At 34.4% G+C, this 14,285-nt stretch carries 16 protein-coding genes, 1 other RNA gene and 1 riboswitch; of the genes, 1 reads left to right on the top strand and 16 read right to left on the bottom strand.

Features of this window, described 5'->3' with window-relative positions; translation table 11 throughout:
* Positions 1-265 precede the first annotated feature (265 nt).
* The 4 genes from ABC346_RS17235 to ABC346_RS17250 form a co-directional block, all read right to left on the bottom strand.
* On the bottom strand, positions 266-961 hold the full coding sequence (locus tag ABC346_RS17235) for a cytochrome c oxidase assembly protein (protein WP_413236026.1): 696 nt from the start codon (positions 959-961) through the stop codon (positions 266-268).
* Between the two features lie 214 nt (positions 962-1,175).
* Positions 1,176-1,811 carry a response regulator gene (locus tag ABC346_RS17240; RefSeq protein WP_413236027.1) on the bottom strand — a complete coding sequence of 212 codons (636 nt, stop codon included), beginning with the start codon at positions 1,809-1,811 and terminating at the stop codon, positions 1,176-1,178.
* Between the two features lie 28 nt (positions 1,812-1,839).
* On the bottom strand, positions 1,840-2,916 hold the full coding sequence (locus ABC346_RS17245; RefSeq protein ID WP_413236028.1) for a sensor histidine kinase: 1,077 nt from the start codon (positions 2,914-2,916) through the stop codon (positions 1,840-1,842).
* Between the two features lie 12 nt (positions 2,917-2,928).
* Complete coding sequence (locus tag ABC346_RS17250; RefSeq protein ID WP_413236571.1) at positions 2,929-3,780, bottom strand: SAM hydrolase/SAM-dependent halogenase family protein; 852 nt, start codon at positions 3,778-3,780, stop codon at positions 2,929-2,931.
* Between the two features lie 154 nt (positions 3,781-3,934).
* Between ABC346_RS17250 and ABC346_RS17255 the strand changes: the two genes are divergently transcribed.
* On the top strand, positions 3,935-5,032 hold the full coding sequence (locus tag ABC346_RS17255) for an SDR family oxidoreductase (protein WP_413236029.1): 1,098 nt from the start codon (positions 3,935-3,937) through the stop codon (positions 5,030-5,032).
* A 16-nt stretch (positions 5,033-5,048) separates the two neighbouring features.
* Here the strand turns inward: ABC346_RS17255 and ABC346_RS17260 are convergent, their stop codons facing one another.
* The 12 genes from ABC346_RS17260 to ABC346_RS17315 form a co-directional block, all read right to left on the bottom strand.
* A complete protein-coding gene (locus ABC346_RS17260) occupies positions 5,049-5,552 on the bottom strand; it encodes a DNA-deoxyinosine glycosylase (RefSeq protein WP_413236030.1) in 504 nt (167 codons plus the stop codon).
* A 19-nt stretch (positions 5,553-5,571) separates the two neighbouring features.
* Positions 5,572-6,132 carry a sugar O-acetyltransferase gene (locus tag ABC346_RS17265; RefSeq protein WP_413236031.1) on the bottom strand — a complete coding sequence of 187 codons (561 nt, stop codon included), beginning with the start codon at positions 6,130-6,132 and terminating at the stop codon, positions 5,572-5,574.
* A 50-nt stretch (positions 6,133-6,182) separates the two neighbouring features.
* Positions 6,183-6,575, bottom strand: a complete 393-nt coding sequence (locus ABC346_RS17270; RefSeq protein WP_413236032.1) for a hypothetical protein — start codon at positions 6,573-6,575, stop codon at positions 6,183-6,185.
* 177 nt (positions 6,576-6,752) lie between these two features.
* Complete coding sequence (locus ABC346_RS17275) at positions 6,753-8,057, bottom strand: nucleobase:cation symporter-2 family protein (protein WP_413236033.1); 1,305 nt, start codon at positions 8,055-8,057, stop codon at positions 6,753-6,755.
* Positions 8,057-8,641, bottom strand: coding sequence for a xanthine phosphoribosyltransferase (locus ABC346_RS17280; RefSeq protein ID WP_413236034.1), 585 nt, complete (start codon positions 8,639-8,641; stop codon positions 8,057-8,059). The genes ABC346_RS17275 and ABC346_RS17280 overlap by 1 nt, the downstream gene beginning before the upstream one ends.
* A gap of 118 nt (positions 8,642-8,759) precedes the next feature.
* Positions 8,760-8,861, bottom strand: a riboswitch (purine riboswitch).
* A 175-nt stretch (positions 8,862-9,036) separates the two neighbouring features.
* Positions 9,037-9,411, bottom strand: coding sequence for a VOC family protein (locus tag ABC346_RS17285; protein ID WP_413236035.1), 375 nt, complete (start codon positions 9,409-9,411; stop codon positions 9,037-9,039).
* 151 nt (positions 9,412-9,562) lie between these two features.
* Complete coding sequence (locus ABC346_RS17290) at positions 9,563-10,120, bottom strand: hypothetical protein (protein WP_413236036.1); 558 nt, start codon at positions 10,118-10,120, stop codon at positions 9,563-9,565.
* A gap of 19 nt (positions 10,121-10,139) precedes the next feature.
* The gene (locus ABC346_RS17295) at positions 10,140-11,570 is read right to left on the bottom strand and encodes a sodium:solute symporter family protein (protein WP_413236037.1); all 1,431 of its coding nucleotides are present in this window, start codon (positions 11,568-11,570) and stop codon (positions 10,140-10,142) included.
* A gap of 16 nt (positions 11,571-11,586) precedes the next feature.
* The gene (locus ABC346_RS17300; RefSeq protein WP_413236038.1) at positions 11,587-11,805 is read right to left on the bottom strand and encodes a hypothetical protein; all 219 of its coding nucleotides are present in this window, start codon (positions 11,803-11,805) and stop codon (positions 11,587-11,589) included.
* 351 nt (positions 11,806-12,156) lie between these two features.
* Positions 12,157-12,342: non-coding RNA, 6S RNA (gene ssrS / locus ABC346_RS17305), on the bottom strand.
* Positions 12,343-12,400: 58 nt separating this feature from the next.
* Complete coding sequence (gene sspL, locus ABC346_RS17310) at positions 12,401-12,541, bottom strand: small, acid-soluble spore protein L (RefSeq protein WP_413236039.1); 141 nt, start codon at positions 12,539-12,541, stop codon at positions 12,401-12,403.
* A gap of 92 nt (positions 12,542-12,633) precedes the next feature.
* On the bottom strand, positions 12,634-14,241 hold the full coding sequence (locus ABC346_RS17315) for an acyl-CoA synthetase (RefSeq protein ID WP_413236040.1): 1,608 nt from the start codon (positions 14,239-14,241) through the stop codon (positions 12,634-12,636).
* Positions 14,242-14,285 lie beyond the last annotated feature (44 nt).

Consider the following 14,285-nt stretch of genomic DNA (forward strand, 5'->3'; position numbering starts at 1 on the left):
AAAGTTCTTCCCCACGGAATGTTAGTATCACGAGAAAATGACCTGAGCCCTTGAACAGAATCGAATATTTACCAGCAGTTTACTTCCAGCTTAATTCTTTCGTTAAACCCTCATCGTCTTGAAGTGCGAATAATACTGACCGTTACATGGGAAAGAACAAAAGCGCAAGAACCCTTTTAGAAATGTAGCGCTTGTGTATGACATGATTTGTTGAGTTATTTGGTTATTCAAAGAGACATAAAGTAAAAAAACACTGTCCTCATCATTATGAATGACTTAGGACAGTGTCTTCATGAACACTTTGCTTACAAAACAATGCAATTATAAAAATTAAACAGGAGCTAATCCAAAATAAAACAACTCCAGTTTGCTGATGGACAACTGGATCAAAAGGCAATAAGGAAGCATAAAATTGTTCCGAAAGATTAATTTCTACAGGTAGGCAAACTTCAATTGCCGACATAAATAATGTTATATCTGAATATACACGGTAAACTCCTTCATTTGCTGTATATAGAAACAGAAAATAAGGAATGAGAAGAAGATGATGAATTCCGGCATATAACCAGCGTTTCTCACTCACTTTCACCTTATATAGAATCGAAATCCAAAATAATATGCTAGTTATGAATAATCCCAATAAAAAGAAATGATTCCAATATAATTCTAACCTTGCAAAGTCAAACACAATCGGTAAATGATATCCATAAAAAAAGATTTGAAGTAATAACATGGATAACCATGGTTTTGTTAACCAATCCATACATATTTGTACAAATGAGATTGTATTGACTTTAATTGGCTTCCAGCCTGCTACTAATAAAGGAGCTGATACTCCGATTAAGAGCATTAGCTGTATCATATGGCCTTGAAAAGTTAGACGAGCAATTATATTTAACGGGCTACCAACTGCTAAAAATAAAGTTATAACACCGAATATAGTAAAAATACCTTTTTTCATCCTTCTAGAATCAGATACAGGTAAAATGAAGAAATAACCTATTATATATAGTAAACAAAAAAGTAATATCCCCGCATTCCAAAGTGTTGAAAAATGAAATTCGTTTAAGAAGATTTCAATCATGTAATCACCACGACTTTTATCCTTAGAATATCTTCATTATAATTCATAAAATCGATTTAAAAGCCGTATAGTTGTAACAATTCAATGACATTTAATCTTTTGTTATCCCATGTCTTACTGCAAAAATAGCGAGTTGGGTGCGATCTCTTTGTTCCGTTTTTTGCAAAATCGAAGTGATATAATTTTTCACCGTTCCAATGGTTAAATATAATTCATCTGCGATTTCCTTATTCGTCAATCCATTCCCAATTAACGCTGTAATAGCATGTTCTCGTTCGGATAACTGAACAGATAATTCCTGTTGCGATGTATGCAATAATTTCGGCATTACCTTTGCCGCTACCTCATCATGAAGTATTAGTCCACCTTTCATACAGCTGTAAATTGCGTCAATTAGTTTTGGTCCGTTTGCAGTTTTTAATAAAAATCCATTAGCCCCTTCTTTTAGAGACTGCAATGCATATTCATCATCATTAAATGTTGTCAACATAAGTATTCGTACATGTGGCCATTGAGATTTAATTTTTCTTGTTGCCTCAATTCCATTCATATCTGGCATACGTACATCCATTAAAATAACATCTACGGTATGTTCCATCATTTGCTTAATTGCTTCAACACCATTGGTAGCTTCTCCAACTACTTTAATCTGCTTATCTTGTTCTAACAATACTTTTATCCCCTGCCGAACGATTTGTTGATCTTCTACTAACAAAACTCGATACATACCATTCCTCCTTATCTTTACGAGCTTCCTACACAGGAAGTCTTCCTGATACAATAAAACGATTTTCTAATTGATATGCATGTAAAGCACCGTTAACCTCTGCCACTCTCTCTGTCATATTCCTAAGTCCAAATCCTAATTCAAATTGCGTAGACTCAAAAATAGCATTTGTGATTTCAAATGTAAGTGCACCATCGGCAGACTTACTTAATATCACATTTACCTCACGACTATTCGCATGGCGCATAGCATTTGTAATAGCCTCTTGGATAATTCGATATAAAATTACACTTTTATCATTGGAAAGCGGAACATTAAGAACCCCTTTTTTCATTGTGAACTGCACAGTTATATGGCTTTCTGCTTCTAACTTACGAATAAGATGAACGACAGAAGCAATACCTTCTGATTCATCTAACTGCAATGTTTTTACTGCTTGCCGAGTGTCTTCAAGGCTTTCTCTTGCTATATCCTTTAACGAATCGAATGATATAGATGGATATTCAATAGATAGTAATTCCAATCTCATAATTAATGCTGTCAGCCTATGTCCCACTGTATCATGCATATCCCGTGCAATTTTTGTTCTTTCTTCCAATCGTGCATTGTTTTCTGAAGTTATATTGATTCTTTTTAATTTTCGATATTCGTTGAGTAATTCATGATAAATGTTACGATAATACTTTCGTTGATATATTTCTTTCAATACAAAGTACCCACTCACCGAAATTGCAATGGTACTAATCAACAATCCAATCTGATAACTTTGTTGGATCCACATTATCATCAAGATTTCAGCTATTGAAATTGCCGTTATCCCGTAGTACATACGAATAGATATCCGATGAAGTGAATCCCATAATAAAAACCAAAGTAACACGATTGAATAGAGGGTTCCATTCACAAAATGTATAGCTCCTAAAAAAACAACAAGTAATAACAACGTGTATAATAACATTATTCTATGTTGAAAAGTGAGCAAAAAAAACAACGATAAAGCTACGGTACATATCAAAATGTGATAAGGAACAAAATTACTTTCCACCGTAATTAGCAATAACCAAATACCTAGAAATAATCCTAGTCGCAACCCAAAAACTTTCATAAGCAAACCTCTTTAATTATTTTGTCGTGACTTCTTTATATAGATTCTCCAATCTGACCCAGTTTCAATTTGATATGCGTTTGCAAATGACCCTTGATTAATCGCAACCGCAAGTTTATCCAATGAATTAACAAATAATAATGGCTCTCCTAGTCGCGTTTCTGCGAAGGAACGCCCAAACAGAATATGATTCTGATACTTTTTCTTTCTTTCATTTTCGATTGATACCTCTACCCAATCACCATAAGAATTGCCTTCTTGGATAAACATTTCTCGGTCTATATTTGTCCATAAATTCCCAAAACGAACATCTAATATATCAATATTCCCAGAAATAATTCCATGTTCAGAAGATGAGCCAGGAAGAGGTAAAGTAACGACTTCAGAAATATCAATAGACGGCCCTACACCTTCATAATTAATATTTCCTGAAGCTAATCTTGCACCAGTATACGCGTATACATCTCTCCCGTGGAATGTATATGACTCTCCCGAACGCGGCAGTCTGTTAACTTTTTCATCAATTTTTCTGACTTCAGTAATTCCAATGCGATCTGCTATATGAGTCAATGTTCCATTATTGGGTGTTACGATGTAATGATTACTCTTTGTTTTTACAACAATACTCAATCGGTCCGTCCCAACTCCAGGGTCAACAACCGAAATAAATATCGTACCTTCTGGCCAATAATCAATGGTCTGCGACAATCGATAAGAAGCATCCCAAATATTAAATGGAGGGATATCATGAGTTAAATCATAAATTCTCAAATTTGGATCTACCGTTATCGATACACCATACATAGCGTTTACTGCTCCATCACTTAAACCAAAATCTGTTTGTAATACTAATGGGTTTTTCATCAACTTTTATGCCTCCATACGTGATAGCTTGTTTTACTATACTTTGATTGATTTTTATTATACGTACCGATTACATTTTATTCAACGAAATGTTAGAAAACTTTAAAAACAAACGCTATACTAAAAATAACACGTAACTATTGGGAGGAGTACAATGAAATATACTTTTTTTATTACTGGTTTTCCAGGATTTTTAGCTAGAAACCTGGTTCAGCAATTAATTGACGATTATCAAGACGATATTGAACATTTTTATCTACTTACCTTACCAACTGAACTAGCAACAGCTCAGGATGTACTTAACCAATCTGCTTATCATCCCCTACCAAAAGATAGGTTTTCCATTATAAGCGGTGATATAGGCAAAGCAAACCTTGCAATAGAAACCCATATCAATAGAGAATTGCAAGAGAAAGTCACACATGTATTTCATTTAGCTGCGATTTATGATTTAGCTGTTTCATTTGATATCGCCTGGAATGTAAATGTTCATGGTACGAAAAACGTCAATAATTGGCTTAAAACATTAGGGAGTTTAAATCGATACATTTACTTCAGTACCGCTTATGTATCTGGTACTCGACAAGGAACTATTTTGGAAACTGAGCTCGACATGAAACAAACATTTAAAAATCACTATGAGGCTACAAAATATGAGACTGAAGTTCTTGTGGAAACTTTAAAAGAAACTATACCGACCACAATTATACGGCCAGGAATTGTTAAAGGGCATTCAAAAACTGGTTACACAGAAAAATTTGATGGAATATACTTTTTGTTGAATATGTTTGAACATATGAAATTGATGAAACAAATTCCTTTTATAAGTGAAGGGAATGTAGAAGCAAATTTTGTACCTTACGATTATGTCTTGAAAGCAACAAGTTATTTAGGCCTTCACCCGGTAGGAGAAGGTAAAACCTATCATTTAACTGATCCAACACCATATACGATGCGTCAGCTGTATCAAATGATAGCTGAAATATACCTAAATGTAACACCGAATAAAACTATTTCTTTACCGCTCGCAAGTTATCCGTTATCCTTATCTTTCATTCGCAAATGGCTAAGAACAGAAAAAGAAGCATTAGCATACTTTGAAAACAACTGCTCGTACAGTAGTGCCCAAGCATCTAGAGATTTAGCGAATACATCAATTCAATGTCCAGATTTTAAAGAACAATTACAACCGATGATCGATTTTTATCAAAAATACAAAGATGATTATCAACGTCATGTTAACATTACTTAAAAGCTAGCTAGGGAAGTTATTCTAGGTATTGACGAATAACTCCCCAAGCTTCTATTTTTTCTTCTAAAGTTTTATTGTATTTACCAGGTATCGGACTAGTAGAAGGTAATTTAACCACATCAACATTTGTAAAGCTTTCTAACGAAAAATTTCTTACAAATATGTCATACGCTTTTGTCCCATTGCAGGCAATCAAATTAATTGTTGGATACTTTTGTATCAAACCGATAATATCATTCGGTTCAGCATCTCGAATATTTACATCAAGACTGCCTTCTCGATAACACGTTCCAATGGTATCCCACAGGGCGATACCATTTCTTGTTAGCATACTTAATTTATCTTGATAATTCTCTACACGTTTTTCTTCCAGTAACGTAAACATTATGCTCCAAAAATGATTTCTTGGATTACCATAGTACTGTTGTTCTTCAAGTGACTTCACTCCAGGCATTGAGCCTACTATTAGTACTCTCGGAACATCCGGAATAACTGGAGCGAATGATTGTAATCGATCCATTTAAATAACAGCCTTTCCTCTATACCAATATTTCTTTTATAAATTTTGCCGGATTTCCTCCGTACACTGAATTCGCAGGAACGTTTTTTGTAACAACCGCACCTGAAGCTATCACCGCATTATTCCCGATTGTTACACCAGGATTAATAATTGCACCTCCACCAATCCACACATTATCTCCTATCGTAACAGGTTTACCATACTCAAGTCCGCTATTTCTTTCAATTGGATGAAGTGGATGCGTAGCAGTAAAAATTTTGACTCCTGGTGCCAGCATACAATTTTCACCAATTCTTATTTCACAGATATCTAACATTATACAATCAAAATTTGCATAGAAATTTTCCCCTACATGAATATTAAATCCATAGTCACATCGGAAATAGGGTTCAATATAGATATTTTTCCCCGTACTGCCGAATAATTCTTTTAACATACCTGAACGTTTCACAACATCCTCTTCTGTTGTCGCATTATAGTATCTAGTTGCTCTTCTTGCCAATTGTCTCCCTTTATATAGTTCAGGATCATCAGGCTTATATAATTCTCCATCAATCATCTTTTGTTTCTCTGTTTTCAATATTTTTCCCTACCTTCATTTCCAGATTAAACCACGAAAGTTGTACCAACCTATTTTTCTCCGACTTCTCTTTGGTTCTCGTTATCACGTTGTTGCCATTTTATCTGTAGTTGGCTATTAATTTCTTTGATCCATCGATAGACTCTCTTCATCCGCATGCCAATAATCAACCAAACAAGCAAAAATAAATGTCCTAAAAATATAAAAATCGCCCATCCATTTATACCTCTTAGTTGATTCCAAATATAAACAATTTCATTCGTTCCTTCTGATCTTTCTACACTAAATAAAAAAGTCATCAGTGGTAGTAATAATGATAGAATAATGCCTAAAACAGAAACTACTTCATACTCTCTTCGAATCCAGTTTATAATGGAGATACATAAAGCGAATGTTATCCCTATTAGATAAACTACAAATAGCCAAATTGGAATATCAATCATAACAACGCTCCCATTCTTTTATTCTATGATACAACAAGGAAAATAGTAGTTTTATAATTTTTCAAAGTTAATTATATGTATCATTTTATATTAGTTAATAAATATTACAATAAGAAAAAGAGGATATTTGCTCATATAAATGAACATAATATCCTCTTATCTTGGATGGAATCTTTTTTAAACAATATCCTCTGCGAACTTTCTGCTTTCAGTAGTTTGTTGCTTCTTAGAACGATTCGGTAACATGTGAAATATAATATTTAATACGATTGCTGTTACGCTACCTGCTACAATTCCGTTGCTTGTTAATATTTGCAAGCTATTTGGAATTTGTGCAAATAATTCTGGAACAACGGTAACGCCTAAGCCCATGCCAACGGAGCATGCGATGATCATGGAATTCTCAGGTGAATCTGAAATCACCGCACTAAGCATCTTAATCCCTTGAGCAATGACCATACCGAACATTGCTACCATTGCTCCACCTAGAACAGCTGTAGGAATAATTGTAGTTAGCGCTGCTATTTTCGGGATTAAGCCTAATGCAATTAGCATTATACCGGCAACGACAATAACTCTTAATTTTTTTACACCCGTCATTTGAATTAAACCAACGTTTTGAGAAAATGCCGTATATTGAAATGCATTAAATATACCACCTAGCAAAATTGCTAAACCCTCTGCACGATACCCTTTTGATAGATCTTTTTCTTTTAACTCTTTATCCGTGATATCTCCTAATGCAAAGTAAACTCCAGTTGATTCCACTAACGAAACCATGGCAACTAAGATCATCGTAATAATTGCTGGCCATTCAAATGTCGGAGTCCCAAAATAGAAAGGTTGAACCATATGGAAATAAGACGCATCTGCAACTGCTGAGAAATCAACTCTTCCCATAAAACTAGCAACAATCGTACCTCCAGCTAATCCAATTAAAATAGATATGGAGCGTAAAAATCCAGTTGTAAATCGATACATAAGTATAATAAATATTAATGTGCCAAATCCAAGTGAAATATTTGCTAATGAACCAAAGTCACTTGCTCCTTGTCCACCACCAAGATTGTTAATTGCAACTGGAATTAACGTAATACCAATAATAGTTACTACGGATCCTGTTACAACAGGTGGAAAAAATCGTACAAGCTTGCCAAAGAATCCGCTAATTAATACAACGAAGATTCCAGAAACTATAATAGCCCCATAGATAGCTGTTATTCCATACTGTCCACCAATGGCTATCATTGGTGCAACAGCAGTAAATGTACACCCTAATACTACTGGTAACCCAATTCCAAAGAAACGATTATTCATGACTTGAAATAGTGTTGCAACACCACACATAAAAATATCAATGGCTACAAGATATGTTAATTGTTCAACTGTTAACCCAAGCGCTTCTCCAACAATTAATGGTACTAAAATGGCACCAGCATACATCGCTAATACATGTTGTAATCCCAGAGCTGCGATTTTCATTATATACGCGCCTCCTCTTTAAATGTAACTGTTCCATCCGACAGTGATTCCACTATTGCTAAAGATTCAACTCGTATACCTTTATCTCTAAGCTGCTTGCCACCAGATTGAAAACCTTTTTCAATTACAATACCGACACCAACTACTGTCGCTTTCGCTTGTTTAGCAATTTCCAGTAGACCTAAAGCTGCTTGCCCATTTGCTAAGAAATCATCCATAACTAATACAACGTCGTCTTCATGTAGAAAGTCTTTCGATACAGAAATTTCATTCGATACTTTTTTCGTGAAGGAATATACTTCAGCAGAATAGAGATGATCTGTTAATGTTAGAGATTTTCTTTTTCTTGCAAAAATCACTGGTACCTCTAATTCCAATCCTGTCATTGTAGCAGGAGCAATACCCGATGATTCAATCGTTAATATTTTTGTAATTCCAGCACGTTTAAATTTGTTTGCAAATTCTTCCCCGACTTGCTTCATTAACTTTGGGTCTACTTGATGATTCAAAAAAGAATCAACCTTTAACACAGTATCCGATAACACTTTTCCTTCTTCGATGATTTTATTCTTGAGTAACTCCATGCTTCCATTCCTCCTAAAATATAAAAAGCTCGAAAATCCGCCTATAAAAAAGCAGATTTCCGAGCTTGGAATGTCGAAAATTAAAAACGATAGTCTTTGAGATTCAATTAATAGAATATCGAATTATCCGCTTTTTCATAGTCGGTTCATTTACGGTAAACCGGTAGAAACTTGCAGGCCATATCCCCGCGATTATATGAAAAAACTATATATAAGGTTTCAAGATGAAGAATGTATTCAGTATAGCATTTGCATACAAAAAAACAAGACATTATAAAAAAGAAAAATCTTTCTCACAATTGCGATAAAATGACAAGAGTTTTTATCCATTGAATTTTAGTACACAAGTATGATCTAAAGCTCTTATATTATTAACAGTTTACATTTATAAATGGTTATTTTTGAATCCACTCTAAAAACTCTAAACGGTTACCGAATGGGTCGCGCACATAAAAACGTATTGCACCTGGTAGTTTATCATCTGGTTGTGTCGATATTCCTTTTTCTTCTAGGTACTTTTGGAAAAATGGAATGTTCTCTACTTCAATAGCAGGGTGTGCTTTTTTTAGTGATTGAAAAGGTTCTTCAATGCCTATATGCAAGGAAACTCCTCCTGTTTTAAACCACACACCGCCATTTTTCTGTAATTCCTCTGGTTTTATTTCTTCATCGAATCCGAGTATGTCGATATAAAAATTTCTAGCTTTATCTTCTGATCCTTTTGGTGCTGATAATTGGATATGGTCAATCTGTTTAATTCTAAAGCCCATGCAAATCCTCCCCTTTTAGCCTCTTACTCTTAGAATATCAATAAACGGAAGAATTGAATAATTCGTTTTTAGAATATACTTTGATTACTTTTTGTTATCTTTTTAAGGTTACTTCCAAATTACCCAAAATTTTTATATTATTTTCTTTCATTTATCTTTGATATATATAATTTTCCGCTTCACCTGTATTCGCATTAATGACAAAAACTTTATTTATAATTGTAGATTTCACTTTTATTCTCCATAGTGGTAGATAAACCAATTGAAGCTCTTTAATTTCATGTTGCGGTTTTTTTAACAAATACGAACGATTAATCTGCTTAACTTGTACATCCTTAACATACTTTTCTACCTCATTCGATTCAACAATTTGATGTGATTCTAATAAATTTCTATCCACATCAACACTTTTTAAAGGCAATGATTTTGATACGAGTCCTCTATACCCGGAAATTGCATCTATAAAAATACGTTGTTTTAATATTTTTGGTGTTAGCGGTGGTCTTTCTGCAATAACTAACGTATTTGCTACCCAAACAGGATGGTAGTAAAGATATTTTTCAATCGTGTTATCTATTAAATATTGTTCATCCACTCCCCTATTGAACCGGATTCGTAACGGTAGTGTTCGTAAAACATATTTATATAATCTCTCTAGAGTAATAGTTGGATTTTCACCTATTCGTTGAATTGATATAGTTTTTACCATTTCCATCATCCTCTAATATTTAATCTAAATGATAAGAATCGACTAAGTCTTGAATTTCTTGTGTTGGAGCTTTTGTAGTTAAACTTACGATAATCATCAATATTAGGGAAACGGGTGCAGCAATAATTGGTTCTGCATTTGTAGGTAGATCTGCAAAAAATACAAGGATTAAGAACAATAACGCTCCACTCAGCATCCCCACCAGCGCACCTTCTTTTGTTGCTCTTTTCCACCATAATCCTAAGACAATCGGAAAGCCAAATGAGGATAATAAGAACCCTCCAACCCATCCAACCATAACCGCGATAATTCCTGGTGGTTCTATCGCAAAGTAAATCCCTACTAATATAGCTACAAACATAATAATTAAACTTAGTCCTGTAATTCTTCGTTCAGTAGCTTGTTTATTAATATGTTCTTTGTAGATGTCATGGGCCACTCCTGCAGAAATAGCCAATAACATTGCATCGGCTGAAGACATAATCGCTGCTAACACGCCAGCTAATATTATTCCCGCAAAAATAGGAGGCAAATATTCTTCAATAACAGAAACAAAAATCATATCAGTTTGAGAAAGTGAATCAACGACCCCTAACTGGGCTCCGGCCATCGTAACAAAAAAGCCCGCTACAAATAAGACTAAATAAAAGACGGTTCCCCACATAGCTGATCGACGTGCGGTTTTTGCATCTCTAGAAGCAAAGTTACGCATCACCACGGAAGGTGAAATAATTCCGAACCATAAAAAAGCAATAAATAATCCGAAGTAAGACATCCAAGGTAATTGTATATCACCAAAAGTTGGATCTACTGCTAATGCTTGATTAAGTAAATTTGTAAAACTACCAAAGTCAGCAAAAATAAATGTTGCTAAGATAATCATTCCTACTAACATAATCGCTCCTTGGATTAAGTCTGTATAAGTAATAGCCCACATTCCACCAAGCGCAGCATACAGTGTAAATCCAAGTCCCAACACAATAACAGCTGTTACATAATCAATACCTAAAACATACGATCCAATTATTCCGGATGCTGTAAGCTGTGGTACCATGTAAAAGGTCATAGAGACAACAACAATGACAGCCGCAATAATTTGTACTGATTTACCAAAACGTTGTTTAAAAAAGTCAGGAACTGTTTTCACACCTGCTCGGCGAATTTGTCCTGCAACTAAAAACATCACAAAAGGCAGAATAGCTATTACACCAAAAGCATAGGTTAAAAAGTACGGAAGTCCATTTACAACACCCCCACCTACCGCTCCCATCAAAGAACTCGAGCTCGTAACCGCAGCAAAAATAGCAAAGGCCCCAACTAGCGTATTGATGCTATTGCCTGCTGTATAATAATCATTTTCTGATTGTCTTGCACGTTTGTAAAAATAAATACCTATAACAGTCATAATCACTAAATAAATAAGTAATATAGATGATTCAGCTATCTTCAATTCGATCCCCCCCTTATTATGATGCTTTTTGTTTATCTAATTTTTCTACCCAAAATACATAGATAAATCCTAAAACCATCCAAAAGAACAATCCAAAAAACATTAACCAGCCAACAAGCGATACACCTAACCAATAAATATCAGTCGGCCACCAAAAAAAGACAACCATTGCATATAACGACATAATAATCGTCAAAATAATGCCTGGATCCTTCCATTTTGGTTTATTTGACATACTTATCACCCCATTTTTATAAATTTTCACTTGCTGAATTATATGTGGGCAAGCATTAAGAAATGACAGCGAAAAACTATTATCGTCATGGTTTCTCATAATTTCTTACAGTTTGAAAGAATACTTTACTACTTTAAATTAGCAAATTACCAGTAATATTTCAAATATATAAATTTTTCAGATTAAAATTCTGTTTATGATGACCATATCAAGTAATGATTATACCTGGACACTTACGCCGTAAGTGGCAAGTTCAGTTATTTTGTTATTCTCTGCACAAATTTAATAATTTACTATTCAACTAAAAAGCCCGCTCTCTTAAGAGAACGGGCTTAATCATTATGATTATGTATACAGGCCACATTTGCCGTATCTTGTAATAAAAAGTTTTAAACCACCACTTCGCAAAGTGGGTGTTCGCAGAAAACTTCCTGCCTTCCGCTTCAATGGCGGCTCGGCATTCCAATTTCGATGTAAAACTCCCTATTCCAACATTAGAGGTTAAAACTTATATTAATACGAACAATGTAGCTTGTAAAAATATCATAACGTTTTTTGTCCTATTTATCAATAAGCTATATTTACTAATTTTTTCCTATAACTTTGTATTCTTTTTCTTGGCACGTTGTTCTAATTGACTTTGTGGAGACTGGCTTGCTTCATCTTCTGATTTCCCTTGTGGATTCACACTGGAATTTACATGTTTTTTACTCCAATTTGTATTTTTTTGTTTCAAAACGACCACCTCCTTGTCTTATTGTTCGTATTCTAGACAAGGATATTCATTTTAAAATACATTACTGCTTAACCAATTTTTATTTCTTTATTTTACAAAGTAGAAAAATCTACATCTTCATAATGATTTCGCAATGAGCGTTTTAATACTTTTCCGCTTGGATTTTTCGGCAGTACATCCGTAAAGTCTAGATATTTTGGTGTTTTAAACTTGGACAATCGACCACTACAATAGTCAATTACTTGTTGTTTTGTAACTGTACTTTCTTCTTTTAATACTATAATGGCAGTTACTGCTTCTCCCCAATAAGGATCTGGAACACTAATCACAGCTACTTCTGATACACCATCAATTTCATAAATTACTTCTTCGACTTCTCGACTAGAAACATTTACCCCTCCAGTTATTATCATATCTTTCTTACGGTCAACAATTGTTATATAACCTTCCTCATCCATAAAGCCTAAATCTCCACTATGAAACCATCCGTGCTTAAATGCTTCTTTCGTTTTCTCGGTCGCGTATAGATATCCTGTCATCGAATGAGGAGTTCGATGGACAATTTCTCCAACGATTCCACGAGCAACTTCATTTCCATCGTCGTCAACAATCTTTGTCTGTACATTTAAACTGGGTAACCCAGCTGAACCCAATTTTCGTAGTTGATCTTCTGGTTGTAAAACCGTTGCTAATGGTGCTACTTCTGTTTGTCCATAACAGTTCCAAAGTTCGATTTGTGGAAGTCTTTCCATCAGCTCTTTGATAATTTCCATTGGCATGATTGCTGCTCCATAGTAACCTTTCTTCAAGGAACTCAAGTCTCGTTTATTAAAATCAGGATGGCGTAATAAACCAATCCATACAGTAGGTGGACAAAATAATTGAGTTACTTGCTCTTTTTCAATTGTTTCTAGGATTAACTCTGGACTAGCAGAAGGAAGTATGACTCCCGTCGATCCGATGTATATATTCGGACCTAAAAATACATGAAGTTGTGCACTATGATAGAGTGGCAATGCATGTATAGCGATATCATGACTTTCCATTTTACAATCAATAATAGTACTGACATATTCACTTACAATACTTTTATGAGTCAACATTACTCCTTTTGGTTTTGATTCTGTTCCGCTAGTATAAAGTATATGTGCTAAATCATCATCATAAATTTCCACTTCTGGCATTGTTGTAGGTTGATGTGATTGAATTTGATTTATTGCCATCCATGGATCGGCTAATGCCTCCTCTTCCTGATCTACTTCTAATGCTATATAATGCTCAAGTTGTTTATCTTCTGCAGCAGCTACTAGTACATCTCTAAATTCATCAGATGCAATTACACCTACTGCCTTTGAATTTTCTAAAATATATCGTATTTCTTGGGATGTGAGCATGTAATTAACAGGAATTAGCACTGCCCCAATTCTAGCAAGTGCATACGTAACAAACACAAAGTCCAAGCTATTTTTTGAAACTAAAATAAACTTGTCACCCTTTTTAATTCCTATATCCAGTAATCCATTAGCGGTTTGATTTACGAGATTATCAAGCTCTTGATAAGTTAGTCTATTGCTTTTGTAAGCGATTGCATTTTTGTCCGGATAACGCTCACTTGTTCTTGTTAATAAATCGCCCAATGTATTTCTTCGTACGCGGTTAATTAATTTATTTAACTCTGTATCGATTTGATTTAATTCCACTGACCTCACTCTCCCACTAATTATTTAATTATTATTATAATTCA

The organism is Oceanobacillus phoenicis, from assembly GCF_047238145.1.
Classification (GTDB): Bacteria; Bacillota; Bacilli; order Bacillales; family Amphibacillaceae; genus Oceanobacillus.

What these genes read in the sequence shown, in the direction of transcription:
- ABC346_RS17235 (WP_413236026.1), bottom strand. Translation starts at nt 961, where the DNA reads ATGAAAAAAGGTATTTTTACTATATTCGGTGTTATAACTTTATTTTTA.
- ABC346_RS17240 (WP_413236027.1), bottom strand. Translation starts at nt 1,811, where the DNA reads ATGTATCGAGTTTTGTTAGTAGAAGATCAACAAATCGTTCGGCAGGGG.
- ABC346_RS17245 (WP_413236028.1), bottom strand. Translation starts at nt 2,916, where the DNA reads ATGAAAGTTTTTGGGTTGCGACTAGGATTATTTCTAGGTATTTGGTTA.
- ABC346_RS17250 (WP_413236571.1), bottom strand. Translation starts at nt 3,780, where the DNA reads ATGAAAAACCCATTAGTATTACAAACAGATTTTGGTTTAAGTGATGGA.
- ABC346_RS17255 (WP_413236029.1), top strand. Translation starts at nt 3,935, where the DNA reads ATGAAATATACTTTTTTTATTACTGGTTTTCCAGGATTTTTAGCTAGA.
- ABC346_RS17260 (WP_413236030.1), bottom strand. Translation starts at nt 5,552, where the DNA reads ATGGATCGATTACAATCATTCGCTCCAGTTATTCCGGATGTTCCGAGA.
- ABC346_RS17270 (WP_413236032.1), bottom strand. Translation starts at nt 6,575, where the DNA reads ATGATTGATATTCCAATTTGGCTATTTGTAGTTTATCTAATAGGGATA.
- ABC346_RS17275 (WP_413236033.1), bottom strand. Translation starts at nt 8,057, where the DNA reads ATGAAAATCGCAGCTCTGGGATTACAACATGTATTAGCGATGTATGCT.
- ABC346_RS17280 (WP_413236034.1), bottom strand. Translation starts at nt 8,641, where the DNA reads ATGGAGTTACTCAAGAATAAAATCATCGAAGAAGGAAAAGTGTTATCG.
- ABC346_RS17285 (WP_413236035.1), bottom strand. Translation starts at nt 9,411, where the DNA reads ATGGGCTTTAGAATTAAACAGATTGACCATATCCAATTATCAGCACCA.
- ABC346_RS17290 (WP_413236036.1), bottom strand. Translation starts at nt 10,120, where the DNA reads ATGGTAAAAACTATATCAATTCAACGAATAGGTGAAAATCCAACTATT.
- ABC346_RS17300 (WP_413236038.1), bottom strand. Translation starts at nt 11,805, where the DNA reads ATGTCAAATAAACCAAAATGGAAGGATCCAGGCATTATTTTGACGATT.